We start from the raw sequence: 24,510 nt of genomic DNA on the forward strand, positions 1-24,510 counted from the left end.
GTGGTTGATCCCCCTTGTTTTCGGGCCTTTGGGCGGGTAAAGACCGCCCACTTTCTCTATAGGAAAAGGAAACGGACACATGGCGATTGAACGCACATTTTCGATGATCAAGCCGGACGCAACCAAGCGTAACCTGACTGGCGCGATCACCAAGGTATTTGAAGACAACGGTCTGCGCATCGTCGCCTCCAAGCGCGTCTGGATGAGCAAGCGCGAAGCCGAAGGCTTCTACGCCGTTCACAAAGAGCGTCCCTTCTTCGGCGAACTCGTTGAAGGCATGACCTCCGGCCCGACCATCGTTCAGGTTCTGGAAGGCGAAAACGCCATCCTCAAGAACCGCGAAATCATGGGCGCAACCAACCCGGCCCAGGCTGCTGAAGGCACCATCCGCAAGAGCTTCGCGCTTTCCATCGGCGAAAACTCCGTTCACGGTTCGGACGCTCCTGAAACCGCCGCACAGGAAATCGCCTACTGGTTCGCCGAAACCGAAATCGTCGGCTGATTCAAAATATCAACGGCTTGAATCGCCATCTCAGGCGATGGCATGAAGCCGCTGAAAAGACTCGATGAAACGGAGCCGAAAGGCTCCGTTTTTTTTGTATTATTTGCAGGTAGATTGTTTCCTGTGCCGAGCACCCGCCCCCCTCATTCCTGTGCTTGTCACAGGAATCCAGCCGACGCGCGTCCGCGCGGCGAAAGAGTCTGTCCAGCCCAAGGACGTGGGCTGGCTAGATTCCTGTGACAAGCACAGGAATGAGGGGAGGTTCAATTTTCGCTTCGTCTCCTCCGACGATCGTCACGACGCCGGACACCCCTCGACAGGACGCATATCCGTCGTGCCGTCCGCTTTGAACACGTCCGGATTGGGTGTGTAGAGCGGGCCGACCGTCAGCGGTTTGGCGGGAAGGAGCGACTGGTCGGTGTCCGAGCGGATGGTGGTCTCTATCGTCTGCAATACATCGCCTTCCGGCCCTTTGATGCGGATCGTGACCTTGTAGGGGCGGTCCTGCTTGACGCATTCGACCGGCGGACTTTGAACGGCGATCTTTTCATCTGCCGGGAAAATCTTCTCCCTGGTCGTCAGCTCGGTGCCGCCGCGGGGATTTTCGAAGGTCGCTTCCAACGTGCTGCCGTCGCGGATGGGGGCGATGCGCTGCAAGGTCACGAGATAGGTGGCAATCGCCACACGGTAGTTGAAGACGAACATGCGGCCGGAAACCTTCGCGACATCGCGCGGCTCGTCCCGCTGACAACCGGAAAGACCGAGCACCGTAGTGATCGCCAGCAACGGAATGGTTATTCCTTTCATGCCTGCGCTTCCTTCTTGCGGTGATAATGCCGGCTGGCTTTCTGCCGGTTGCCGCACACCGTCATGTCGCACCAGATGCGGCTTCTGTTCTTGCTGCGGTCGACGAAAAGCCAACCGCAATTGCCGCAAATCCGCAGCCGTTTCCGCGTCTCCGCCGCAAGCAGCGACAGAGCTGAATGGGCGGTCGCATTGGCAAGGCTCTCTCGCAGAGGAAACAACCTTAGTGCCGTGCCGCAAGCGAAGAGAAGCCCTGCCAGCCGGCCGTCGTCATCGTCGTCATTCGTCATCGAAGAGCGGAAATAATCGTCGATCGCCTCGCGAAGATCGAGAAATACCTGCCTCATGTCCGCTTCGGGCGCGATGAGTGCGGGAAACCTGTCGCGCTCCGCTCCGAGTCGAGTCGACGCCTCGGCAAAGGTGGCGATCTGCTCAGGCACAGCAAAACGGTCGACCGATTTTGCCGCGTCCGCGCGCAGGATGACGCTATTGGCGACATCGAGGGCCAATGCGCCGCCTGCGAAACGATGTTCTGTCCAGCGAAATGTCATGGCGACATTATAACTATCAAAATGGATTTTAACAGTTATAATGCGATGGGGAGGACGGATTGGCTTATTTCCTGCAACAATTGCTGAATGCCGTACCGGTAGCCTCGCTTTATGCGGTTCTGGCGTTCGGCTATGCCATCGCCTTTTCGGTCACGAAACGGGCCGATGTCACCTATGGCGCGATCTTCGCTTTCGCCGGTCAGACCTGTCTGCTGTTTGCCGATTTTGGCTGGAACCGGCTGTGGCTGATCTTGCCTGCAACACTCGCGCTTGGGGCAGGGGCCGGTCTTTTCGGCGGTCTGTGGGCGGCGGCTTTCATCGGCAGGGCGGTGATGCGGCCCCTGGCGAAAGCCTCCCCCAATGCGGTGACGGTCGCCTCCATTGGCGTGCTGATCGCGCTCACCGAAAGTGCCAGACTTGCCGCCGGCACGCGACAATTATGGCTGCCGCCGCTTTTGTCCGAACCGGTGCGATTCTGGGCCGATGGAAGCTTCGCCGTCACCCTGACGTCGATGCAGATGCTGAACACGGCTGTCTTCTGCCTGCTCGTTCTCACAGGCACTTTCTACCTCCAGCGTTCCGGCTTTGGCAGACGCTGGAAGGCGGTGTCGGACGATGCTTTCGCCGCGTCACTGTGCGGGGTAAATGCAGGCAGGGTGTTCCTGCTGTCCTACTGTGCAGCGGGTCTGCTTGCCGCCATCGCCGGCGTCCTCGCCACGTTTTATTACGGCACCATGGATTTCGGTGCCGGTCTGGTGTTCGGCCTGAAGGTCGTGCTGATTTCGGCAGCGGGCGGTTATGCAAGCCCGCTCGTCTGCGCGCTCGGGGCTGCTGCCGTCGGGTTCGCGGAAACGCTATGGGTCGGTTACGGCCCGGTTATCTGGCGTGATGCGGCGGTTCTGGCGCTTCTGGTGGGCTGGCTGATCGTCATGCGCAGCAGAGTGGAAGCGCCCTAGAGCATTTCCAGGAGGGGTGGCGTCCGGTTTTCGTCCGGAAGTGCGGGAAAACACAACGCGTTACCGCCATTTGTCCTTGGCCGTGTCGTCGGTCGTCTTTGCGGCAACCCAGTCGCCCTTCGTGCCATCCTTGCCGTGTTCCTTTTTCCAGAATGGGGCGGACGTCTTGAGGTAGTCCATCACGAAATTTGCGCCGTCAAAAGCGGCCTGCCGGTGCCGGGAAGCAGCAATGACGAGGACGATATTCTCGCCGGTGGCGATCTTGCCATGGCGATGAATGGCGGTGAGGCCGAGGAGGTCGAAGCGTTCGATGGCGAGTTTCGCGATACGGGTCATTTCCGCTTCGGCCATGCCGGGATAATGCTCGAGTTCCAGCGCCGCGAGCGTGCCGCCATCATCGCGACAAAGCCCGGTGAAGGCCACCACCGCGCCGATGCTCTTGTCGCCTTCCGTCAGCCTGCGGGTTTCTTCCGCAGCGTCGAAATCCTGTGCCTGCACGCGGACCGTCGGCTGCATCCGGTTATCCCCCCGTCATGGGCGGGAAGATGCCGATCTCGCGCGCACCGGCAATGCTCTCGTCATGTTCAACATGTTCCTGATTCACCGCAACGCGGATCACATCCGGAAATTCGAAGGCGGTTTCGTAGTTTTCACCAAGGGTTGAGAGATAGGCGATCAGCTCACCGGCCGTGGTAACGGAGGACGGGATATCCAGCTCCTCCTCCGCCGTGCCGATCTTTTCGCGAACCCAGGCGAAATAAACGATCCGCGCCATCATTCTTCGTCCACGATGTGCTTGAGACCAGCCTTGAAGTAGTCGTAGCCGGTGTACATGGTCAACGCTGCTGCAAGCCAGAGAAGCGTAATTCCCATCTCGGTCGTGTAGGGCAGAACCTTGTCTCCCGCGGGACCTGCGAGAAGAAAGGCGATGGCCACCATCTGGATGGTGGTCTTCCACTTCGCGATGCGGGTGACGGGAACGCTGACCTTCAGCGCCGCCAGATATTCACGCAGGCCCGAGACCAGAATTTCGCGGCAGAGAATGGTGATGGCGGCCCACAGCGACCAGCCGGCAATGGTGCCGTCCGCTGCCATCAAGAGCAGCACTGAGGCGACCAGCAGCTTGTCGGCGATCGGGTCCAGCATGCGGCCGATATTGGAGGTCTGGTTCCAGATACGCGCCAGATAACCATCCAGAAAATCGGTCAGCGAGGCGACGATGAACAGCCAGAGTGCCGTCCAGCGCGCAAAATCCGAGCTTTCCAGCTTTCCTTCGATGTAAAAACACAAAACGATGACGGGAACCGCCAGAATGCGGGCATAGGTGAGAAGGTTGGGAATGCTGTATGCGCGCGAAGCCATGGGAAACCTGTCAGTCTGGATAAGCTGCCTTGATGCCGCCCCTGACGCATAGGGTCAACACGTTATTATGTTTTTTTAGCAGTTCGTTGCGACAGTGCGCCTTCAATCGCCACTGCTCTCATGGAAGTGATTGTAGATTTGCCGCGCTACGGCTTCTGAAATGCCGGTGACATTCATCAGATCGTTGAGGCCTGCGCGTGAAACCGCCTTGGCCGTACCGAAATGCTGCAGCAGCGAGCGCTTGCGTCCTGGGCCGATCCCCGAAATTTCATCCAGCGGATTGCGCACCATTTCCTTCTTGCGCCGCGCCCGGTGTGAGCCGATGGCAAAACGGTGGGCCTCGTCGCGCATGCGCTGGATGAAGTAAAGCACGGGATCGCGCGGCGGCAGGGAAAAATCGCTGCGGCCATCCGCAAAGAAGCGCTCGCGGCCCGCCTCGCGGTCCACACCCTTGGCGACGCCGATGGCAATCACGCTGTCGCGAATGTCGAGCTCATCGAGGATGGCACGCACCGCCGTCATCTGTCCCTGACCACCATCGATCAGGATAACGTCCGGCCAGGCGGGGAAGGGCATGTCCGCGGCTTCCTCGGGTGTGGGCGTCAGCGTCTGCGCGCGGTCAGGCTTGCCCTCTTCCTTCAACAGGCGCGAGAAGCGGCGGGTCATGACCTCACGCATCATGCCGAAGTCGTCACCGGGAGTGATATCGGTCGATTTGATATTGAACTTGCGATACTGGTTTTTCACGAAGCCTTCCGGCCCCGCCACCACCATGCCGCCCACGGCATTGGTGCCCATGATGTGCGAGTTGTCGTAAATCTCGATCCGGCGCGGCACGTAAGGAAGGTTGAAGGTTTCCGCGAACCCCTTCAGCAACCGCGCCTGAGACGAGGTTTCCGCCAGCTTGCGGCCATGCGCCTCGCGGGCATTGGCAAGAACATGGTCGGTGATGTCCTTCTTCTCGCCGCGCTGCGGCACGCTGATCGTGACCTTGTGTCCGGCTTTTTCGCCAAGAGCAGCGGCCAGCAATTCCTGTTCCTCTACGGTTTCGGAAAGCAGGATCTGTTTCGGCACCGGTTTGTCGTCGTAAAATTGCGCCAGAAACGCATTGAGGATTTCCGAGCCGGGCAGGGACGGGTCGGCCTTAGGGAAATAAGCGCGGTTGCCCCAGTTCTGGCCGGTGCGGAAAAAGAACACCTGGATGCAGGATATGCCGCCCTCGTGATGGATGGCGAAAACATCCGCCTCCTCGATGCCGGCCGGATTGATGCCCTGATGGCTCTGGACGTGCGAGAGCGCTGCCAGCCGGTCGCGATAGACGGCGGCGCGCTCGAAGTCGAGATCCTCGGCCGCCTCGTTCATCTGCCGGGCAATCGCGGTCTTGACGCTCTGGCTCTTGCCGGACAGGAAATCCTTTGCTTCCTTGACGAGTTCCGCATACCCCTCATCGCTCACCTCATGTGTGCAGGGGCCGGAACAGCGCTTGATCTGGTAAAGAAGACAGGGACGCGTGCGGGTTTCGAAAACGCTGTCGGTGCAGGTGCGGATCAAGAACGCGCGTTGCAGTGAGTTGATCGTGCGTCCAACGGCTCCGGCAGAGGCGAAGGGTCCGAAGTAGTCGCCCTTGCGCGCCCGCGCACCCCGGTGCTTGAAAATCGCCGGTGCACGATTGTCGGCTGTGATCAGGATATAGGGAAATGACTTGTCGTCGCGCAAAAGCACGTTAAAGCGCGGCCGCAAGCGTTTGATGAGGTTAGCTTCCAGGAGAAGCGCCTCGGTTTCCGTGCGGGTGGTGACGAATTCCATATGGGCGGTCAGCCGCACCATTTGCGCAATGCGGTTGGAATGCACGCGACCCTGGGCATAGTTACCGACGCGCTTCTTCAGCGAGCGCGCCTTGCCGACGTAGAGAACGTCGTTCGCCTCGTTGAACATGCGGTAGACACCCGGCGAGTTCGGCAGGTGTTTGACGAATTCGCCGATAAGATCCATGCCCTTCAGGCCGGATTCGTTTTTCCAGCCGGCATTCCAGTCCATGCCGGCAACGTCGCGCGGTGCCTCGGTCGCGTCTGTCGCGGCAAGGTTTGCATCGTCGTCTTCGTCATCGGTTTCATCGAAGAGAATACCGCCGTCAGGCAGCTTCTTTCCGTTCATTCAGGTATCTCCGCCACATCAGGGGTTTCCCAGCCAAGATGCTGGCCGCCATCGAGCGCGATCATTTGTCCGGTGATCGACGGCGTATCAAAAAGAAAGCGGATCGTCCGCCCGAACTCGTCGGGTTCCGGACCGCGCTTTAATATAAGGCCGTCGATCTGCGCCTGAAAGTCCTCCGGCGCCTGTCTTTCGCTTTTGAAGGAGGGACCCGGCCCGATGGCGTTGACGCGCACCCGCGGCGCAAAACTCTGCGCCATCGTCCGTGTGGCTGTCCAAAGGGCCGATTTCGAAAGCGTATAGGAGTAAAAACGCGGCGTAAGCGCAAGTACGCGCTGATCGATGATGTTGACGATCAGTCCCGATTTATCCTGAGGCAATTGCTGAACGAAGGCGGCCGCGATGAGGGAAGGCGCCCGCACGTGCACGGAAAAATGCGCGTCGAAGATTGCCGGATCGGGCGTTTCTGCCGAGATCGTCCAGAAAAATGGATGCATTGTTGACGACGACGCCTATCGGGCCGAGCGCCGAAGATGCCTGTTCGACAAGCGCCATTGTTGGCGATGATTGTGTCAGATCCGCCTGAACGGCAACGGCCTTGCCGCCTTTTTGCCTTATTTCGTTAGCGAATTCCTCGGCTTGCCCCATAGAGGCATTGGCGTGGACGGCAATCGCAAAGCCATGCGAGGCCAAATCCGTGGCGATCGCCCGCCCGAGCCGCCGGGCGGCACCCGTTATCAAGACTGTCTTCGGTATATTTTCTTTCACAGCGGACCTGCATTTGCTCATACACGCCCTATTTGCTGGATATAATCGCAAATCGCAAGCTGTCCGTGGGCCGTAAAAGAATTGTGTGGATTTTTATTGGTAATGTAATTTAAATTTAATTTGAATATAACTAAGTTTAAATTCGATATATTGGAAATTAAGTTTCCGGTAGGGTTAATAAAACCCTTGTGGCAATTAGGCAACGTCTAATTCTAGTCACGTGTCTGCCCCAAACAATTCACATTTTGGCTCTTTGATCTCCGCATTCTCCCATCAAATTCAATTTTCAGAGGGGCGATTAACCCGACGAATTTACCGCGTCTAAAAACAATGTTTTGAGTACGGCGCGGTCCTGAAAGGAGAATAACATGCGTATTTTCGTAGCAACCATTATGGCTTCGACCATTGCAGCCGCCGGTTTCTCGGCTGCTCACGCCGCTGACGCCGTAAACGACGTGCCGCAGGCACCGGTAGCCTACGACCAGCCCGCTCCGGTCAAGAACTGGACCGGCGCTTACCTCGGTGGTACCGCCAACTACGATTGGGGCCGTTTCAGCTCCAGCAACGACGGCCGTGACGCCAAGGGTGCCGGCGGCGGCATCTACGGCGGTTACAACATGCAGAACGGCCAGATCGTTTACGGTGCCGAAGCAGACGTTAACCTCGGCCGCGAGCGCGGTTCCGCTGGTACGGTTGGTGGCAACGCCGTCGAAGGCAAGCAGGGCGTCAATGGCTCGCTGCGTGCCCGCGTCGGTTACGACATGAACCCGTTCCTGCTGTACGGTACGGCTGGTCTCGCAGCCTCCGACAACAAGGTACGTGACGCGACCTCCAAGGACAGCGCAACCGCCCTCGGCTACACCGTTGGTGCCGGCGTTGAAGCCATGGTTACGGACAACATCACTGCCCGTCTGGAATATCGCTACAGCGACTACCAGAAGAAGGACTACAGCCTGGACTCCGGCGCGTTCTCGCGCGGCTTCGACGACCACTCCGTCAAGGCCGGTATCGGCGTCAAGTTCTGATCCTTCAAGGATCGGTAAAAGAAAAGCCGGGGTTTACGCCCCGGCTTTTTTTGTTTTTGCCATCAGTTACAGCATCCATGCCCGGCGATCAGGCCAGGCATGGCGCTCACATTGGCGTCAGGCGGCAGCCCTCATGTCCTTATAGGCTTCGAAACGCTTGCCGAATGTTTCCGGCCATTGCGCCAGCGCCTCGTGCCCTTCGGCCCATTCACCTGCAAAACGCAGATCGAGATAACCGATCAACGCCGCAAGGGCGAAATGTCCGCCATGCAGCTTCTTGCCGGTTTTCGGCAGGTTGGCGTTGAGATGATCCAGACCCTTCACCGCCTTTTTCCACTGCTTGTCGATCCATGGCTGGTGAACTCTGTCCTCCGGGCGGGAACGGCGCTCGTAAACGATGGCCAGCAGGCAATCCATGATGCCGTCGCAGAGCGCTTCCAGAATTTCCGCTTCGGTGCGCTTGCCGTTCTTTTTCGGGTAGAGCTTGCCGCCCGAAAGGCGGTCTAGATAGTGCATGATCGCGACGCTGTCATAGACCGAGCCGCCATCGTCCAGAAGCAGGACCGGAATTTTGCCGAGCGGATTGTTGTCAACCAGCGTCGCGGGCTCGGCATTGGTGTCGACGGCGACGTTGGTAATGTCGATGCCGAGATGGCGGGCGGCCATGCGCACCTTGGCGGAGTAGGGGGAAGTGACGGAATAAAGCAGTTCCATAGTCGGGTCCTGACATATGTTGATGTGTGGGTATTAGCGAATGGGGACGATTTCGGTAGCGCTGACGCGGCAGCCCTTGCGGTCAAGCTCAGGGCAATCGCGGAATGTCATGTCCTTGTTGAGGCAGATACGGACTTCCTCAAGGCGTTTTCCGTCGCAGCTGATCGAGACGCCGCGTTTCGACATGCCGGGGTTGGCGTCGGTGAAGGCGGTTTCGATGGCGTCGGCGGAAAGGGTGGCGCCTTTAGCGCCGGAGGCAATCGTCTCCGGCAGCTTGACCGCCTCGAAGGCGGTTCGTGTTGCCGAAAAATAATCCTTCTGCGAAAGGCCGGAGCAGGCGCCGTGCTTGCGCCACTGGTGGCCGATCAGGCCCATGGAGGGCATGATGTCGAACATCGTGCGGCCGATTGCGTCGGGCACACGGTCCGGCTCGCTGCTCGTGCAGAATTCGGGGTATCCGGTTTCGTTTTGCGGCCAGAGCCCGTGTACGACGAAACCGTACCGCCTGTCGCTGCCGCATTGCTGGCGATTGCCGGAACCTTCGGAGCTGGCGCAGAACGCCGGCGACCAGGAGAGCGAAAGCACATAAAAATCGAAGCCTGTTCCGGCGGGCACAGGGTTTTTGCCCGTGTCTCGTCGGGCAATTTCCGGCTGGGATTTTTCGGGCCTGGAATTGCCAGCGGGCTGCGTTTGGGATTGGGTCTGCCGGTTGGTTGCAGAACCGGTCGGGGCCGGATTTTCCCGCGAAAACCAAAGGGCCGCAAGCGACAGAAGACCGAGGGCGATGAAACCGGCATAACGCTTCATTTCGTGCACGTTCTCCGGAAAATGGACGACCTCGTATCGCCCGCAGACGACAAAGCGGTCTTACATAAATTTGTGAACGAGGCAAACGGGCAAAAAGGTTGAAAGCTTCGCCGCATAACGAATAGAGTCGAACGGATCTTCTGCGGAGTGCGGAAATCGGGTTGGGGTGAAGCTGGGGGAAATAGGCGGGCATGACCGCATGACATTGAAGAAATACATCTGGCCCGTCATTGGTCTGGCAACGATCGGTTTTTCGGCCTGGCTGCTCTATCACGAGCTGCGCGGTCTTTCACTCGATGATCTATGGGAAAGCCTCACGGCCATTCGCGCGCGGGACTGGGTGTGCTCCGGCCTGTCGACGCTTGTCGCCTATGCCGCCCTTGCCGGTTACGACCGCATCGCTCTCCAGCATCTCGGCCGGAAGGTAAACTGGTTCTTCATCACGCTCACCTCCTTCACCACCTACGCGCTTTCCCACAATGTCGGGGCATCCGTGTTTTCCGGTGCCGTCGTCCGATACCGGGCCTATACGTCCAAGGGGTTGAGCGCTGCCGAAGTCGGCATTCTCGTCGGCCTTTGTTCCTTCACCTTCATCATCGGAACGATCATGCTCATCGGACTGGTGCTGGTCTATGAACCGGACATTACCGAGCGCTTTACCGGCATCCTGCCCGTGGAAGCGTCAACGACAACCGGCGTCCTGCTGCTCGCCATCGTCGCACTTTATGTGCTCGGCAGTCTTTTGAAGCTGCGGCCGCTGAAAATCGGTTCGTTTTTTCTGCCATATCCCGTGCCGAAACTGGTGGCGCAACAGCTGGTCATCGGTCCGATCGAACTGATCGGAGCTGCAGGCATCATCTATTTCGCGCTGCCGGAAGCCGGAAATCCCGGTTTCATGGTCATTCTCGGGATTTTCCTGATTTCCTTTTCAGCGGCGCTCATCTCGCACGCGCCGGGCGGGCTTGGCGTGCTGGAGCTGGTGTTCGTCACCGGCCTGCCGGATATGAACCCGGCTGACGTGATTGCGGCGCTGCTGGTGTTCCGGCTGTTCTACCTCATCATCCCGTTCATCATGGCGCTGTTCGTGATCCTGTTCTTTGAGCGATCGCAGCTTGCACAGGCGCGGAAGGGGTTAGGGTAAGCCCTCAATCCTCTTCCGGCTTCTCCTCGCCGCGCAGCCAGAAGGCGCGGTGCGAGGCGTATCTGTCCTGCGCCATCACCGTCTTCAGGAATGGCAGCAGCGTGTGCAGCTCGTCCTTCAGCGTGTAGGGCGGGTTGACGACGATGAGGCCTGAGCCGCTCAAGCCTTCCAGCCGGTCGCTTTTCACGGAAAGTTCCGCGCACAGCATCTTCGGAATATCGAAGGATTGCAGCCGCTCGTGGAAATCCTTGATCGGTGCGCCTTTTTTGAGCGGATACCACAGGCAATAGGTGCCGGTGGAGAAACGCCGATATGCCTTGTTCAACCCATCCGCCAGCCGCTGATATTCATTTTCAAGCTCGAAAGGCGGATCGACGAGGATGAGGCCGCGTTTTTCCTTCGGCGGCAGATGCGCGCCAAGCGACAGCCAGCCATCGAGCTCCGTCACCCGAACCTGATAATCTCCCTCGAACAGACGCGCCAGCGCGCGTGCGTCGTCCGGGTGCAGTTCCATGGCCGAAAGCCTGTCCTGCGGGCGGAACAGCATGCGCGCGAGCTTTGGCGAGCCGGGGTAGAACTGCATGCCGCCTTCGGGGTTGAGTTCCCTGACGGTGGAAAGATAGGGTTCCAGCAATTCGGCGACAGGGGCCGGCAGATCGGCGTCCATCAGCTTGCCGATGCCGGTCTGCCACTCGCCTGTCTTCTGCGCCTCTTCCGATGACAGGTCGTAGAGGCCGATGCCGGCATGAGTATCCAGCACACGAAACGCCTTGTCCTTGTTCTGCAGGTAACGGACGAGACGGGCGAGAACGGCGTGTTTGAGAACATCCGCGAAATTGCCGGCGTGGTAGATGTGGCGATAGTTCATGGGATGTGTCTCGCTTCCCGATGGGGATGATGAATATTCTTGATGGACGTCACTTCGGCCTTTTTGCCGCGTCGCTGATGCAATATAGAAAAGACATGAACCTTGCGACCCCGATTTCCGCTAAAAACGCCGCCCCGAACGCCGAAAGTGCCACGCGCATCGGCCACACGGTCTGTCCGCACGACTGTCCGAGCGCCTGCGCGCTGGAAGTGGACATCAATGCCGATGGCCGCATCGGCCGCGTGCGCGGCGCCAATGCCAATACATACACTGCCGGCGTCATCTGCGCCAAGGTGGCGCGTTACTCAGAGCGTATCTATCATCCCGGCCGTCTTTTGACCCCGAAGCGCCGCAAGGGTGCGAAGGGTACCGGCGACTGGCAGGAGATATCCTGGGAAGCGGCACTGGACGAGGTTGCTGACGCCTTAGTCAAAGCCGAGGCAAAGCACGGCGCCGAAGCCATCTGGCCTTATTTCTATGCCGGAACCATGGGACAGGTTCAGCGCGATTCCATCGAGCGCCTGCGTCACGCCAAGAAATATTCCGGCTTTTTCGGATCGATCTGCACCAACATGGCCTGGACGGGTTATGTGATGGGTACAGGCGCGCTGCGCGGGCCCGATCCGCGCGAAATCGGCAAGGCCGATGTCGTTGTCATCTGGGGCACGAATGCTGTCGCCACGCAGGTCAACGTCATGACCCATGCGGTAAAAGCCCGCAAGGAACGTGGCGCGAAGATCGTCGTCGTCGATATCTATGACAATCCGACCATGAAACAGGCCGATATGCGCATCGTCCTGCGTCCCGGCACCGATGCGGCGCTCGCCTGCGCCATCATGCACATTGCCTTCCGCGATGGTTATGCCGACCGCGATTACATGGCGCGCTTCGCTGACGATCCGGTGGGACTTGAAGAGCATCTGAAATCGAAGACGCCGCAATGGGCGTCCGAAATCACCGGTCTTTCCGTGGAGGAAATCGAGGATTTCGCAAGGCTCGTGGGCACGACGAAAAAGACGTTCTTCCGGCTCGGTTATGGTTTCGCCCGCCAGCGCAACGGCGCGGTCGCCATGCATGCCGCCCTTTCGATCGCCACCGTTCTTGGCTCCTGGCAATATGAAGGCGGCGGCGCCTTCCACAATAACGGCGATATCTTCCGGCTCAACAAGGCGGAACTGATGGGCACAGCCTATGCCGACCCCAACGTGCGCCAGCTCGACCAGTCCCAGATCGGTCGCGTGCTGACGGGGGATGCGGAAGCGCTGCGACATGGTGGCCCGGTGACGGCGCTGCTCATCCAGAACACCAACCCCGTCAATGTCGCACCCGAGCAGCGGCTGGTGAAACAGGGTTTCCTGCGCGACGATCTTTTTGTTGCCGTGCATGAGCAATTCATGACGGAGACGGCCGAGTTGGCCGATATCGTGCTGCCGGCCACCATGTTCCTTGAACATGACGATATCTACCGTGCCGGTGGCCAGAACCACATTCTGCTTGGCCCCAAGCTGGTGGAGCCGCCGGAAACCGTGCGCACCAATCTCTTCGTCATCGAAGAACTGGCGAAACGTCTTGGTATTGACCATATGCCGGGCTTCGGTCTTTCAGCCCGCGACCATGTCGATCATATGCTGAAAGTCAGCGGCTGGGGCGATTTCGATACGTTGGCGGAAGAAAAATGGATCGATGCGCAGCCCTCTTTCGAGGTGGCGCATTATCTCGAGGGCTTTGGTTATGGTGACGGAAAATTCCGTTTCAGCCCCGAATGGGCGACAGGGCCGTCTCCAAACAAACCGCCGAAAAACATCGGCGTGATGGGACCGGTTGCGCAATTTCCGAAATTCCCGGATCAGGTAGATGTCATCGAAACCGCCGACGGAGAGCATCCTTTCCGACTGGCGACATCGCCAGCGCGCAACTTCCTCAACTCCACCTTCGCGGAAACGAAAACCTCCGTGCAGAAGGAAGGCCGTCCGGAAGTGATGATCTGTTCCGAGGACGCCACCCGCAACGGTATAGCCGATGGCGACATCGTGCGTATCGGCAATGGCCGCGGCGAAGTGCGTCTTCACGCGAAAATCGTGGAGGGTGCGAGGCCCGGCGTTCTGGTTGCCGAAGGGTTGTGGCCCAACAAGGCGCATCTGGACGGCGAGGGTATCAATGTTCTGACGGGCGCCGATGCCGTCGCCCCCTATGGCGGCGCGGCTTTCCACGACAATAAGGTGTGGCTCCACCGCGACGAGGAAGCCTGAAAGGCTTGATATTGCACCGCAACAGGGCCAAGCTGAACACTTCCGCGACAGGCAAGGAATATCCGTTGACACAGACGCAAGCGAAAAACGTTCCGGCCGACACTGATTCCGGCAGGGTCCGGCTGGTGGAAAAGGAAACGGTGTGGAAGGGCTTCGTGCATATGCAGAAGCTCATTTTCGATCAGCGCATGCCGGATGGCAAGACAATCCGCATCATCAGGGAAGTCCACGATCACGGCAGCGCCGCCGCCATCCTTCTATACGATGCCAAACGCGACAGCGTGGTGATGGTGCGCCAGTTCCGCCCTGCCGTCTTCGTGAACGGCGATCCAAGCTTCATGATCGAAGTGCCAGCGGGGCTCCTCGATGACGACAACGCCGCCGACGCCATTCGCCGCGAGGCCATGGAAGAATCTGGCTACGCGGTGGAAAAGGTCGAATACCTGTTCGACATGTATGCCAGCCCGGGAACGCTCACCGAAAAAGTCAGCCTCTTCGTCGCCCGCATCGATCTCGACGTGCAGGCCGGCAGCGGCGGTGGTCTGGAAACCGAAGGCGAGGATCTGGAGGTTCTGACCTACGGCCTCGACGAAGCCTTCGCGATGATCGCGTCCGGCGAAATCACCGATTCCAAGACGATTATTCTGTTGCAGTGGGCCATGTTGAATCGCGCGGCTCTACGCAAACCTTAAGCGAACGCAACGTTTTCCAACTTTGCCGCAGCCGCAAGCTTCCTATCATGTGTTGCTAAAGGCACATTGTGCGAAATCGCAAGCGAGAGGTAGGCAGCATCATAGGCGGGAAGCGCATGTTTCGTGCCAGGCGGATGATAGAGACGTGATCGGCGATTGTGCCGTCCTCGTCAGACAGGAACCAAGCCGCGACTACCGAGGCGTCCACGACAAAGGCCATTACTTGCGGCCTTCTTCTTTCCACGCCTTGACCTCATCCGGAGTTGTCTTTTTTCGTTGCGACCGTTCTGTCCGCATCGCAGAGATGAGGTGTCGACGAGATTGAGGATCGATCGCTTTTACGAGGCATGCCACAGCTTCGTTCTGCGTGCGATAATAACATCTTCTCCCGCCTCAACCGGAAGCCTTCAACTCAGAATCTGCCCTTTACGCCGGCCCCAACGAAAAGCGACTGCATATCGCCGCCCGCCGTATCTTTATAAAACAGGCCGGTAGTTCCGCCAGTCGGTGTGAGGGTTTTGTCACCGCGACCGAAGCTCGTATATTCGTATGCGCCATCCAGGTAGAGGGAGGCATTCTCAGTCAGGGCATAGGCGATGCCCGCTTTTGCTCCGAACATGCCGCCAACATGGAATTTGTCGGTGAAGCGGATCGAACGCATCCAGTGATCGTCCGTGGCTTTCGCATAGATCATTGCGCCGCCTTCGAGGCCGGCATTCAGCGACCAGTTCCCGAATTTGCGCCCACCGGTCACATTGCCGTAAAATACGGGGATTTGCTGCCGGTAGGTGATGGCTTTTTCGCTATTGTTGAACTCACCGACATTATTGCGAAATCCTCTCCAACTGTAGATGTAGTCACCGCCATAGGCGGACCACTGCACGTCGGTATAGCGAAAGCCGATACCGGCACTGAGGTGCTGCAGCGGGTCTTCCAGCAGTGTTCTGTTGATTTCGATGCTTCCGGTCAGGTAGTGGTCGAGGCGAGTGTCGCCGTGCTGTGAGCGGTCGCTCCATCCAGTTTTCGATGTATCCCTGTAATAGGGAGGCAGCCAATCGTAGTCGGTCATGTAGCCATCGCCAGCAAAGCCGATTCGACCTTCCGTTTTTATGCGCCACTCGGGTGACAGCTCAAGTCCAAGCGATCCGCGTAACGCCATGGCATTTGTTGTTTTCCAGTCGAGTTGACTGTTTTTGTGGCTTCCGTTGTAAAAGGTCTCTGTGGCCTTGATGTTTAGAACACCGGCATCGAGCGAAGCGGTGATGCCGCTTTGCTCGGCGGCGAGCGGCAGGCTCGTACCCACCAGTAAAACGGCCGAAAGCGGCAGGGAAAACTTCGAAATTAGCATAATCGCTCCTGAATGACCGGAGGGCTCCAAAATGCGGGGCCGTTGCGGGCATTAAAGGTGATTATGGTAAACGTTCGGTTTATTTTAGAGGAAATACCACTTTAAGTATCTTTGTACTTTAGTGAAATATTTGTCAGTAAGCAGAAATCAGGCTGGAATACTCAGATTTACTTGCGTCGCCGCTGGAAATGGCTTTCCCACCTTCCATCCGCACCTTGCCTTCCGCAAGCTGCTTCAGGGCAAGTGGATAAAGCTGGTGTTCGACGGTGAGTATCCGCGCCGCCAGCGTCTCGGCCGTGTCGTCGGAAAGAACCGGCACCGCGCCCTGCGCGATCGTCGGGCCTTCGTCCATGCCTTCGGTGACGAAATGTACGGTGCAGCCGGAAATCTTCATGCCGCTGTCGATGGCGCGCTGGTGGGTGTGCAGGCCGGGGAAAAGCGGCAGCAGGGAAGGGTGGATATTGATGATGCGGCCTTCATAGGGGGCGATGAAATTCCCGGAGATCAGCCGCATGTAACCGGCAAGACAGATGATATCAGGCGCAATCTCGCCAAGTGCGGCCAGAATGGCGCCCTCATGCTCGGCTTTGCTGGCATAGGTCTTGCGCTCGAAAACGAGCGTGGGAATACCGAACGCCCGCGCCTTTTCCAGCCCGCCTGCCGACGCCTTGTCCGAAATTACACAGGCGATCTCGGCCGGAAAATCCGTCTCCTGACAGGCCTTGGCAAGCGACACCATGTTGGAGCCGCTGCCGGAAATGAAAACGACGACACGTGCGCGGCCAGATCGAGAGGCGGCGCTCATCATAGGCTGAGGGCGCCCTTGTAGATCGTGCCGTGCGCACCCTCTTCGCGGGCGACCATGCGGCCGAGCGGGAACACGGTCTCGCCTTCCGCCGTCAGAGCATCGGTGACCTTGGCGGCATTTTCAGCCGAAACGACCACGATCATGCCGACACCACAGTTGAACGTGCGCAGCATTTCTTTGGCTTCAACGCCACCGGTTTTTGCAAGCCACGAGAACACAGCCGGAACCTCGATCGCGTCGAGATCGATCTCGGCGGCGAGATGCTTGGGCAGAACGCGCGGAATATTTTCCGGGAAGCCGCCGCCGGTAATATGCGCCAGCGCCTTCAGCGCGCCGGTCTCGCGGATTGCCTTCAAAAGCGGCTTTACATAGATGCGCGTCGGCGTCAGCAGCGCTTCGCCAAGCTTCTTGCCATCTGCGAAGGGTGCCGGGGCGTCCCAGTCAAGACCGGAGATCGAAACGATCTTGCGCACCAGCGAAAAACCGTTGGAATGAACGCCGGAGGACGAAAGTCCAAGAATGACGTCGCCTTCGGAAATATCGCCGGCGGGCAGAAGCTGGCCACGTTCGGCAGCACCCACGGCAAAGCCCGCGAGATCGTAGTCGCCATCGGAATACATGCCGGGCATTTCAGCGGTTTCACCACCGATCAGCGCACAGCCGGATTCGCGGCAGCCGGCTGCAATGCCGGAAACGATGGCAGCGCCCTGATCCGGGTCGAGCTTGCCGGTCGCGAAATAGTCGAGGAAGAACAGCGGTTCTGCGCCCTGCACGACGAGATCGTTGACGCACATGGCAACGAGGTCGATGCCGACGGTGTCATGGAAATTCGCATCGATGGCGATCTTCAACTTGGTGCCGACGCCGTCATTGGCGGCCACCAGAACCGGATCGTTAAAGCCTGCGGCCTTCAGATCGAACAGGCCGCCGAAGCCGCCGATTTCGCCATCCGCGCCGGGACGCCGCGTCGAGCGCACCGCCGGTTTGATCTTTTCGACCATCAGGTTGCCGGCGTCGATATCCACACCTGCGTCACTATAGGTAAGACCGTTCTTGCCCGACTGGCTCATCGCTCTCGTCTCCGCTGGTTCCTTTGGCGTCGCCATTCGCACGGGACGGGGCCCGATGCAAGGGTTTGAGTGGCAAAAGCTCCGGTTTTTAACGGCTTTGCGACGGTTTGACGTTTTGTGTGCCTCGGGCCTCTCGACGGCGATATGCGCAGCGCAGACTTGAAAACCCGTCGTCGTTGCACGGACCTGGCAACCGCCGTGTCTATCGCTGCCGGGCCACCGGCCTTGACCATGTGCATATGCGCATCCTATCTCCATCATGGGCAATGACGGCACGGCGACAAGAGGATGAACGGATGCAACCCCATGTGAGCGGTACGAGCCTGCGCCGGCAGGTTTTTTTCTGGATAGGCGTGCTTGCCGTCTTTATCTTTTTCCTGATGGTCTTCAGCTCCATCCTCCTGCCTTTCGTGGCGGGCATGGCGCTTGCCTATTTTCTCGATCCGGTTGCCGACTGGCTGGAGCGCCGAGGCCTCAGCCGGTTGATGGCGACCGTCGTTATCCTCGTCTCCTTCGTGCTGATTTTCGCGCTGTCGCTCATCATCATCATTCCGCTGATTGCCGCCCAGGCATCCGAATTCATCACGCGCATCCCGCAATATGTCTCGTCCCTGCAGCAGTTGATCGCCGGTGCGGACGCCAATCTGCTGCCTGACTGGGTGAGCAACCAGATCAATGCAGTGAAGGAGAATTTTTCCAAGCTGCTGACCGAAGGCGCGGGCTTCATTGGCACCCTGCTGACGCAGATCTGGAATTCCGGCAAATCGCTGGTCGATGTCATGTCGCTGCTGGTCGTCACACCCGTCGTCGCCTTCTACCTGCTGCTCGACTGGGACCGGATGATCGACAAGGTCGATAGCTGGATACCGCGCGACTACGTGCATACGGTCCGCCAGATCGCCCGCGACATGGATAGGACGATTGCCGGATTCGTGCGCGGGCAGGGGTCGCTCTGCCTCATCCTTGGTGTTTATTACGCTGTCGGCCTGTCCTTGGTGGGCCTGAATTTCGGCCTGCTGATCGGCCTTTTCTCCGGCCTTATCAGCTTCATTCCATATATTGGTTCGATGGTCGGCCTCATCCTTGCCGTCGGCGTTGCCATCGTGCAGTTCTGGCCTGATTATATCTATGTATTTCTGACACTTGCCGTGTTCTTTTCCGGCCAGTTCATCGAAGGCAACATCCTGCAGCCGAAGCTCGTCGGCAGCAGCGTCGGCCTGCATCCGGTATGGCTGATGTTCGCATTGTTCGCCTTCGGTGCGCTTTTCGGTTTCGTCGGCCTTCTGGTCGCCGTGCCGGCGGCGGCAGCCGTTGGCGTGCTTGTCCGCTTTGCATTGTCGCGATATCTTGAAAGCGATCTTTACCATGGGCACGCCGCCAACCTTCCCTGGGAAGAACAGGAAACGTCCTCCGGCAAGGTTGACTCTCAGGGCTAACGATGACTGACCAAATCAAAAACGACAACGCCCGGTCGAAGGCCGAGCAGCTGCCGCTCGCATTCTCACACCAGTCCGCTTCTGGAAGGGACGATCTTCTCGTGTCCGACTCGCTCAAGGCTGCCGTCAGCCTTGTGGATGAATGGCCGAACTGGCCTTCGCCCGTGGTGGTGCTGGCCGGGCCTCCGGGTTCGGGAAAATCGCATCTCGCCAATATCTGGAAAAATATCAGCAGCGCGCAGGATATCCACCCGCAAGCCGGTGTTGGCGCTGCGCGTCTTGCCGAAACCGGAGCGGTTCTGTTCGAGGATGCCGATCGCCGCGGTTTTGACGACACCGAACTTTTCCATGTCATCAACAGCGTGCGCCAGCACGGCACCACGCTTTTGATGACCAGCCGGCAATGGCCGGCCGCATGGCCGGTGACCTTGCCGGACCTGCGCTCACGCCTGAAAGCCGTGACTGTGGTGGAGACAGGCGAGCCCGACGAGGGTCTTCTGGCACAGGTTCTGGTGAAACTCTTCGCCGACCGGCAGCTTTATATGGATGACAAACTCATAGGCTACATCGTCAACAGAATGGAGCGTTCACTCGATACGGCGCAGACGATTGTGGACCGTATCGACAGGCTGGCGCTCTCGCGTGGAACAAGGATAACCCGTCCCTTGGCGGCGGAAGTCCTTAACGCGATGGGCGAAGGGACAAGGGGTAGCGGGCTGGAGGTCGATTGACTGTCACAGTTCCGTCGTCAAACTGTTATACGGGCAAGAGGGACGATCGCGGGATGCAGCAGGATCACGGGACGGAAAGTCAGGGGATGGTACAGGACATGGACGCTATTGTGCAGGACGACTTCAACAAGGTTCAGCCGGTGACCGAGGGCGAGAATCTCTGGGACAGCCCCGCGCGCTTCATCAACCGCGAATTCTCCTGGCTCCAGTTCAATCGCCGTGTTCTGGAAGAAACGCTGAACACGGATCATCCGCTGTTGGAGCGACTGCGTTTTCTGTCCATCTCCGCCGCCAACCTCGATGAATTCTTCATGGTTCGCGTCGCCGGCCTCGAAGGCCAGGTGCGCCAGAAGATTACGGTCAAGACACCTGACGGCAAGACACCAGCCGAGCAGCTGGAAGATATTCTGAAGGAAATCGACAATCTTCAAATGGAGCAGCAGGCTTCGCTTGCGGTTCTGCAGCAATATCTCGCCAAGGAAGAAATCTTCATCGTGCGGCCTGCCGCACTTTCCGAAGCGGATCGTACCTGGCTGGGCACCGAGTTCGAGGAACGTATTTTCCCGGTGCTGACGCCGCTGTCCATCGACCCTGCGCACCCGTTCCCCTTTATTCCGAACCTCGGTTTCTCGATGGGCCTGCAACTCGACAGCGTCAACGGCCGCGAGCCGATGACAGCGCTGTTGCGTCTCCCGACGGCGCTCGACCGCTTCGTTCGTTTACCGGATGAGAAAAACGCCATCCGCTACATCACGCTTGAAGATGTAGTCGGCCTGTTCATTCACCGTCTCTATCCGGGCTATACCGTCAGGGGATTCGGCACGTTCCGCATCATCCGTGACAGCGATATCGAGGTGGAGGAAGAGGCGGAAGATCTGGTCCGCTTCTTCGAAAGCGCGCTGAAGCGCCGCCGCCGCGGTTCGGTTATCCGCATTGAGACCGACAGCGAAATGCCGCAGTCGCTCCGCCAGTTCGTGGTGCACGAGCTTGGCGTGCCTGATAATCGCGTTGCCGTTCTGCCCGGCTTGCTCGCGCTCAACACCATCTCGGAAATCGTGCGCGCACCGCGCGACGACCTGAAGTTCGAGCCTTACAACGCCCGTTTCCCCGAGCGCGTGCGTGAACATGCCGGCGATTGCCTTGCCGCCATCCGCGAAAAAGACATGGTGGTTCACCACCCCTATGAAAGCTTCGACGTGGTTGTGCAGTTCCTGTTGCAGGCTGCGCGCGACCCCGAAGTGCTCGCCATCAAGCAGACGCTTTACCGCACCTCCAACGACAGCCCGATCGTTCGCGCGCTGATCGACGCGGCGGAAGCCGGCAAATCCGTGACCGCGCTGGTCGAATTGAAGGCGCGTTTCGACGAAGAGGCGAACATCCGCTGGGCGCGCGATCTGGAGCGGGCCGGCGTGCAGGTGGTGTTCGGCTTCATCGAACTCAAGACGCATGCCAAGATGTCTATGGTGGTGCGCCGCGAGGACGGCAAGCTCAGAACCTATTGCCACCTCGGCACCGGCAACTACCACCCGATCACGGCCAAGATCTATACCGACCTGTCCTTCTTCACCTGCAACCCGAAGATCGCCCACGACATGGCGAATATCTTCAACTTCATCACGGGTTACGGCGAACCGGAAGAGGGCATGAAGCTCGCCATTTCGCCCTATACGCTGCGTGCGCGCATCGTGAAGCACATCAACGAAGAGATCGAGCACGCCAAGCGCGGTGCGCCGGCGGCGATCTGGATGAAGATGAACTCGCTGGTCGATCCCGAGATTATCGATACGCTTTACCGCGCCAGTGCGGCTGGCGTGGAGATCGATCTCGTCGTGCGCGGCATCTGCTGCCTGCGCCCACAGGTTGCGGGTCTGTCGGACAATATCCGCGTCAAATCGATTGTCGGCCGCTTCCTCGAGCACAGCCGAATCTTCTGCTTCGGCAATGGTTTTGGCCTGCCGTCCGACAAGGCGCTGGTCTATATCGGCTCCGCCGACATGATGCCGCGCAACCTTGATCGCCGCGTTGAAACGCTGGTGCCGCTCACCAACCCCACCGTGCACGAGCAGGTTCTTTCACAGATTATGCTGGGCAATCTCATTGACAACCAGCAGAGCTACGAGATACTTGCGGACGGAACGTCGAGGCGCATCGAGGTGCGTAAAGGCGAAGAACCGTTCAACGCGCAGCACTATTTCATGACCAATCCCAGCCTTTCCGGACGTGGTGAAGCCCTGAAATCAAGTGCGCCCAAATTGATTGCCGGGTTGATTTCTTCCCGCAAGAAACAGGCTGAATGACTCGATCAGAAGCACAGGGGCGGCTGACCGGCCTTGCCCCCGTTTCCGTCATAGATATTGGTTCGAACTCCGTTCGTCTCGTCGTATATGAAGGTCTTTCCCGCGCGCCCGCCGTGCTGTTCAACGAAAAGGTCCTTTGCGGTCTCGGCAAGGGACTGGCCCTCACGGGCCGAATGCATGAGGAAGGCGTTAGCCGGGCTTTGATGGCACTGCGTCGCTTCCATGCGCTTTCCGAACAGGCGCAGGCGCAGCAACTCTACGTGCTGGCGACAGCGGCAGCGCGTGAAGCGGAAAACGGCCCGGATTTCATCCGTGAAGCCGAAGCCATACTTGGTTGCGAGATCGAGGTCCTGTCCGGCGAAAAAGAAGCGCTTTATTCCGCCTATGGCGTGATCAGCGGTTTCCACGACCCAGATGGCATTGCAGGCGACCTGGGCGGCGGTTCGCTGGAACTCATCGACATCAAGGGCAAGAACTGTGGCGAGGGCATCACCCTGCCGCTCGGCGGCCTTCGGTTGTCGGAGCAATCGGATGGCTCGCTGGAGAAGGCGACGACCATTGCCCGCAAACACGTCAAATCCTTCGCAAAGCTGCTGGCGGCCGGCGAGGGGCGTACCTTTTATGCCGTGGGCGGCACGTGGCGAAACATCGCCAAGCTGCACATGGAGATCACGGGTTATCCGCTGCACATGATGCAGGGATATGAATTACCGCTGGCGGAAATGCTGAATTTTCTGGAAGAAGTCATCGTCTCCAGGGACAGCAAGGACCCGGCCTGGCAGGCGGTCTCCAAGAACCGCCGTTCGCTTCTGCCGTTCGGCGCCATCGCCATGCGTGAAGTTCTAAAGGCGATGAAGCCGGCAACGATCGCCTTCTCGGCGCAGGGCGTGCGCGAAGGTTATCTTTATTCGCTGCTGACGGAAGCGGAGCGGGATACCGACCCGCTGCTGGTCACGGCCGACGAGCTTGCCATTCTGCGTGCCCGTTCGCCCGAACATGCGCGCGAACTGGCCGACTGGAGCGGCCGCACCTTTCCGGTCTTCGGCATCGAGGAGACGGAAGAGGAAAGCCGTTACCGGCAGGCGGCCTGCCTTCTGGCAGATATCAGCTGGCGTGCACATCCGGACTATCGCGGCCTGCAGGCGCTCAACATCATCGCCCACTCCTCCTTCGTGGCGATCACCCATCCGGGCCGCGCTTATATCGCGCTTGCCAATTATTACCGCTTCGAAGGGTTGAACGACAACGGCACCACACAGCCGCTCGCCGCCATGGCGGGTGACCGCCTGCTGGAACTCGGCAAGTTGCTCGGCGGCCTGCTACGCGTCGTTTACCTCTTCTCAGCCTCCATGCCCGGTGTCGTCGATCACCTGAAATTCCGCAAATCCACCAATCCGGATCTGGATCTGGAATTCGTCGTGCCACACGCCTATTGCGATTTTGCCGGAGAGCGTCTGGACGGACGCCTGCAGCAACTGGCGAAGCTGACGGGCAAGCGGTTGGCGTTTGTGTTCGAGTAACGGGCAGACGCCGGCCATTTGGCACCGCAGACAGTTGTGGAGCTATACTAGGACCAGCGCTGACAAAAGGCGTCGATATCGCTTGATTGAAAGTCGGCTAGCCGCGCCATGATCGTCTCGAAGGGCCAGTCCCACCAGGCGATTTTGGCAAGCTTCCCCGCCACGGTTTGCGAAAACCGCTCGCGAATGATCTTCGCGGGAACACCGCCGACGATGGTGTAGGGCGGCACGTCCTTGGTGACGACCGCGCCTGCTGCGAGCACGGCGCCGTCTCCAACCTTCACGCCCGGCAGCACGATGACCCCGTGACCGATCCAGACATCGTGACCGATGACGGCGCGATCCTCCTTGCGGCGATCGAAAAAAGCGTGGTCGCGCACCGCCTCTGTAGCGTAATATTCCGGGCAGTAGCTGAAACGATGCATGGACGGTCGGTCCATTGGATGGTTCGGTGCGCCAATCCTGACGTCCGCGGCAATAGCGCAGAATTTCCCGATTGTCGCATCACCGACAATACAACGGGGTCCGAGGTAGGAGTAATTCCCGAGTTCGACGTTGTGCAGAGAGGTATCGGCCAAAATTTCGCAGCAGCTACCTATGTTCGAGTCCCTTATGCTTGCCGTCGAATGGATAACTGTCTCTGCGAGCTTGGGGCGATTGAGTTGTGCGGTTGAGTGCATGCCTGTCTCCGGATTTCGGCCTGCGTAACC

Annotated in this window: 23 protein-coding genes and 1 pseudogene; 10 read left to right on the forward strand and 14 right to left on the reverse strand. The window is 58.9% G+C overall.

Annotated features, from left to right (window positions below; genetic code table 11):
* The first annotated feature begins 79 nt into the window (after positions 1-79).
* Positions 80-502, forward strand: coding sequence for a nucleoside-diphosphate kinase (gene ndk, locus RBH71_RS17930; protein ID WP_003502118.1), 423 nt, complete (start codon positions 80-82; stop codon positions 500-502).
* A gap of 294 nt (positions 503-796) precedes the next feature.
* Here ndk and RBH71_RS17935 read toward each other — a convergent pair whose 3' ends face one another.
* Together RBH71_RS17935 and RBH71_RS17940 are read right to left on the reverse strand one after the other, a co-directional pair.
* Positions 797-1,309 (reverse strand): hypothetical protein, encoded by a 513-nt coding sequence (locus RBH71_RS17935; protein ID WP_003512417.1) that lies wholly within the window; start codon positions 1,307-1,309, stop codon positions 797-799.
* Positions 1,306-1,857, reverse strand: coding sequence for a CGNR zinc finger domain-containing protein (locus RBH71_RS17940; protein WP_003512419.1), 552 nt, complete (start codon positions 1,855-1,857; stop codon positions 1,306-1,308). The genes RBH71_RS17935 and RBH71_RS17940 overlap by 4 nt, the downstream gene beginning before the upstream one ends.
* A 59-nt stretch (positions 1,858-1,916) precedes the next feature.
* Here RBH71_RS17940 and RBH71_RS17945 point away from each other — a divergent pair, with 59 nt between their 5' ends.
* Complete coding sequence (locus RBH71_RS17945) at positions 1,917-2,813, forward strand: branched-chain amino acid ABC transporter permease (RefSeq protein ID WP_003512428.1); 897 nt, start codon at positions 1,917-1,919, stop codon at positions 2,811-2,813.
* A gap of 60 nt (positions 2,814-2,873) precedes the next feature.
* Here the strand turns inward: RBH71_RS17945 and RBH71_RS17950 are convergent, their stop codons facing one another.
* The 5 genes and pseudogenes from RBH71_RS17950 to RBH71_RS17970 form a co-directional block, all read right to left on the reverse strand.
* Complete coding sequence (locus RBH71_RS17950; RefSeq protein ID WP_003512430.1) at positions 2,874-3,329, reverse strand: molybdenum cofactor biosynthesis protein MoaE; 456 nt, start codon at positions 3,327-3,329, stop codon at positions 2,874-2,876.
* Positions 3,330-3,333: 4 nt separating this feature from the next.
* Positions 3,334-3,588, reverse strand: a complete 255-nt coding sequence (gene moaD / locus RBH71_RS17955; RefSeq protein ID WP_003512431.1) for a molybdopterin converting factor subunit 1 — start codon at positions 3,586-3,588, stop codon at positions 3,334-3,336.
* Positions 3,588-4,175 carry a CDP-diacylglycerol--glycerol-3-phosphate 3-phosphatidyltransferase gene (gene pgsA / locus RBH71_RS17960; protein ID WP_003512433.1) on the reverse strand — a complete coding sequence of 196 codons (588 nt, stop codon included), beginning with the start codon at positions 4,173-4,175 and terminating at the stop codon, positions 3,588-3,590. Before pgsA ends, moaD begins: the two co-directional genes overlap by 1 nt.
* 102 nt (positions 4,176-4,277) lie before the next feature.
* Complete coding sequence (gene uvrC, locus RBH71_RS17965) at positions 4,278-6,329, reverse strand: excinuclease ABC subunit UvrC (protein WP_003512435.1); 2,052 nt, start codon at positions 6,327-6,329, stop codon at positions 4,278-4,280.
* Positions 6,326-7,115 (reverse strand): annotated as a pseudogene (locus RBH71_RS17970) (SDR family oxidoreductase). Before RBH71_RS17970 ends, uvrC begins: the two are co-directional and overlap by 4 nt.
* 347 nt (positions 7,116-7,462) lie before the next feature.
* Here RBH71_RS17970 and RBH71_RS17975 point away from each other — a divergent pair.
* Positions 7,463-8,119: an outer membrane protein gene (locus RBH71_RS17975; protein ID WP_003512439.1), complete on the forward strand. Its 657-nt coding sequence runs from the start codon at positions 7,463-7,465 to the stop codon at positions 8,117-8,119.
* Positions 8,120-8,236: 117 nt separating this feature from the next.
* Here RBH71_RS17975 and RBH71_RS17980 read toward each other — a convergent pair whose 3' ends face one another.
* Both RBH71_RS17980 and RBH71_RS17985 read right to left on the reverse strand, forming a co-directional pair.
* Entirely contained in the window at positions 8,237-8,833 is a 597-nt protein-coding gene (locus RBH71_RS17980) for a glutathione S-transferase (protein ID WP_003512441.1), read from the reverse strand.
* A 33-nt stretch (positions 8,834-8,866) separates the two neighbouring features.
* Entirely contained in the window at positions 8,867-9,640 is a 774-nt protein-coding gene (locus RBH71_RS17985) for a ribonuclease T2 family protein (protein WP_003512443.1), read from the reverse strand.
* Positions 9,641-9,839: 199 nt separating this feature from the next.
* Here RBH71_RS17985 and RBH71_RS17990 point away from each other — a divergent pair, with 199 nt between their 5' ends.
* On the forward strand, positions 9,840-10,781 hold the full coding sequence (locus tag RBH71_RS17990) for a lysylphosphatidylglycerol synthase domain-containing protein (RefSeq protein WP_003512445.1): 942 nt from the start codon (positions 9,840-9,842) through the stop codon (positions 10,779-10,781).
* 4 nt (positions 10,782-10,785) lie between these two features.
* Here the strand turns inward: RBH71_RS17990 and RBH71_RS17995 are convergent, their stop codons facing one another.
* On the reverse strand, positions 10,786-11,649 hold the full coding sequence (locus tag RBH71_RS17995) for a 23S rRNA (adenine(2030)-N(6))-methyltransferase RlmJ (RefSeq protein WP_003512446.1): 864 nt from the start codon (positions 11,647-11,649) through the stop codon (positions 10,786-10,788).
* A gap of 29 nt (positions 11,650-11,678) precedes the next feature.
* Here RBH71_RS17995 and RBH71_RS18000 point away from each other — a divergent pair, with 29 nt between their 5' ends.
* Entirely contained in the window at positions 11,679-13,898 is a 2,220-nt protein-coding gene (locus RBH71_RS18000; protein WP_035251752.1) for a molybdopterin-containing oxidoreductase family protein, read from the forward strand.
* Between the two features lie 65 nt (positions 13,899-13,963).
* Positions 13,964-14,590: an NUDIX domain-containing protein gene (locus RBH71_RS18005; protein ID WP_025593009.1), complete on the forward strand. Its 627-nt coding sequence runs from the start codon at positions 13,964-13,966 to the stop codon at positions 14,588-14,590.
* Positions 14,591-15,002: 412 nt separating this feature from the next.
* Here the strand turns inward: RBH71_RS18005 and RBH71_RS18015 are convergent, their stop codons facing one another.
* The 3 genes from RBH71_RS18015 to purM form a co-directional block, all read right to left on the reverse strand.
* Positions 15,003-15,938 (reverse strand): omptin family outer membrane protease, encoded by a 936-nt coding sequence (locus RBH71_RS18015; protein ID WP_003512452.1) that lies wholly within the window; start codon positions 15,936-15,938, stop codon positions 15,003-15,005.
* Between the two features lie 133 nt (positions 15,939-16,071).
* Complete coding sequence (gene purN / locus RBH71_RS18020; protein WP_003512453.1) at positions 16,072-16,746, reverse strand: phosphoribosylglycinamide formyltransferase; 675 nt, start codon at positions 16,744-16,746, stop codon at positions 16,072-16,074.
* Entirely contained in the window at positions 16,743-17,816 is a 1,074-nt protein-coding gene (gene purM, locus RBH71_RS18025) for a phosphoribosylformylglycinamidine cyclo-ligase (RefSeq protein WP_003512456.1), read from the reverse strand. The genes purN and purM overlap by 4 nt, the downstream gene beginning before the upstream one ends.
* Before the next feature lie 296 nt (positions 17,817-18,112).
* On the opposite strand from purM, the gene RBH71_RS18030 reads away from it, so the two are divergent.
* The 4 genes from RBH71_RS18030 to ppx all read left to right on the forward strand — a co-directional run bounded on the left by RBH71_RS18030 (position 18,113) and on the right by ppx (position 23,800).
* On the forward strand, positions 18,113-19,252 hold the full coding sequence (locus RBH71_RS18030; protein WP_003512458.1) for an AI-2E family transporter: 1,140 nt from the start codon (positions 18,113-18,115) through the stop codon (positions 19,250-19,252).
* A gap of 2 nt (positions 19,253-19,254) precedes the next feature.
* On the forward strand, positions 19,255-19,983 hold the full coding sequence (gene hdaA, locus RBH71_RS18035) for a DnaA regulatory inactivator HdaA (protein ID WP_003512460.1): 729 nt from the start codon (positions 19,255-19,257) through the stop codon (positions 19,981-19,983).
* A 98-nt stretch (positions 19,984-20,081) separates the two neighbouring features.
* Positions 20,082-22,280: an RNA degradosome polyphosphate kinase gene (locus tag RBH71_RS18040; RefSeq protein ID WP_080580893.1), complete on the forward strand. Its 2,199-nt coding sequence runs from the start codon at positions 20,082-20,084 to the stop codon at positions 22,278-22,280.
* Entirely contained in the window at positions 22,277-23,800 is a 1,524-nt protein-coding gene (gene ppx, locus RBH71_RS18045; RefSeq protein ID WP_003512464.1) for an exopolyphosphatase, read from the forward strand. Before RBH71_RS18040 ends, ppx begins: the two co-directional genes overlap by 4 nt.
* 47 nt (positions 23,801-23,847) lie before the next feature.
* Here ppx and RBH71_RS18050 read toward each other — a convergent pair whose 3' ends face one another.
* Positions 23,848-24,480: a DapH/DapD/GlmU-related protein gene (locus tag RBH71_RS18050; RefSeq protein ID WP_025593022.1), complete on the reverse strand. Its 633-nt coding sequence runs from the start codon at positions 24,478-24,480 to the stop codon at positions 23,848-23,850.
* Positions 24,481-24,510: the final 30 nt, after the last annotated feature.

This window comes from Rhizobium sp. AN68 (assembly GCF_030758035.1).
Taxonomy (GTDB): domain Bacteria; phylum Pseudomonadota; class Alphaproteobacteria; order Rhizobiales; family Rhizobiaceae; genus Agrobacterium; species Agrobacterium tumefaciens.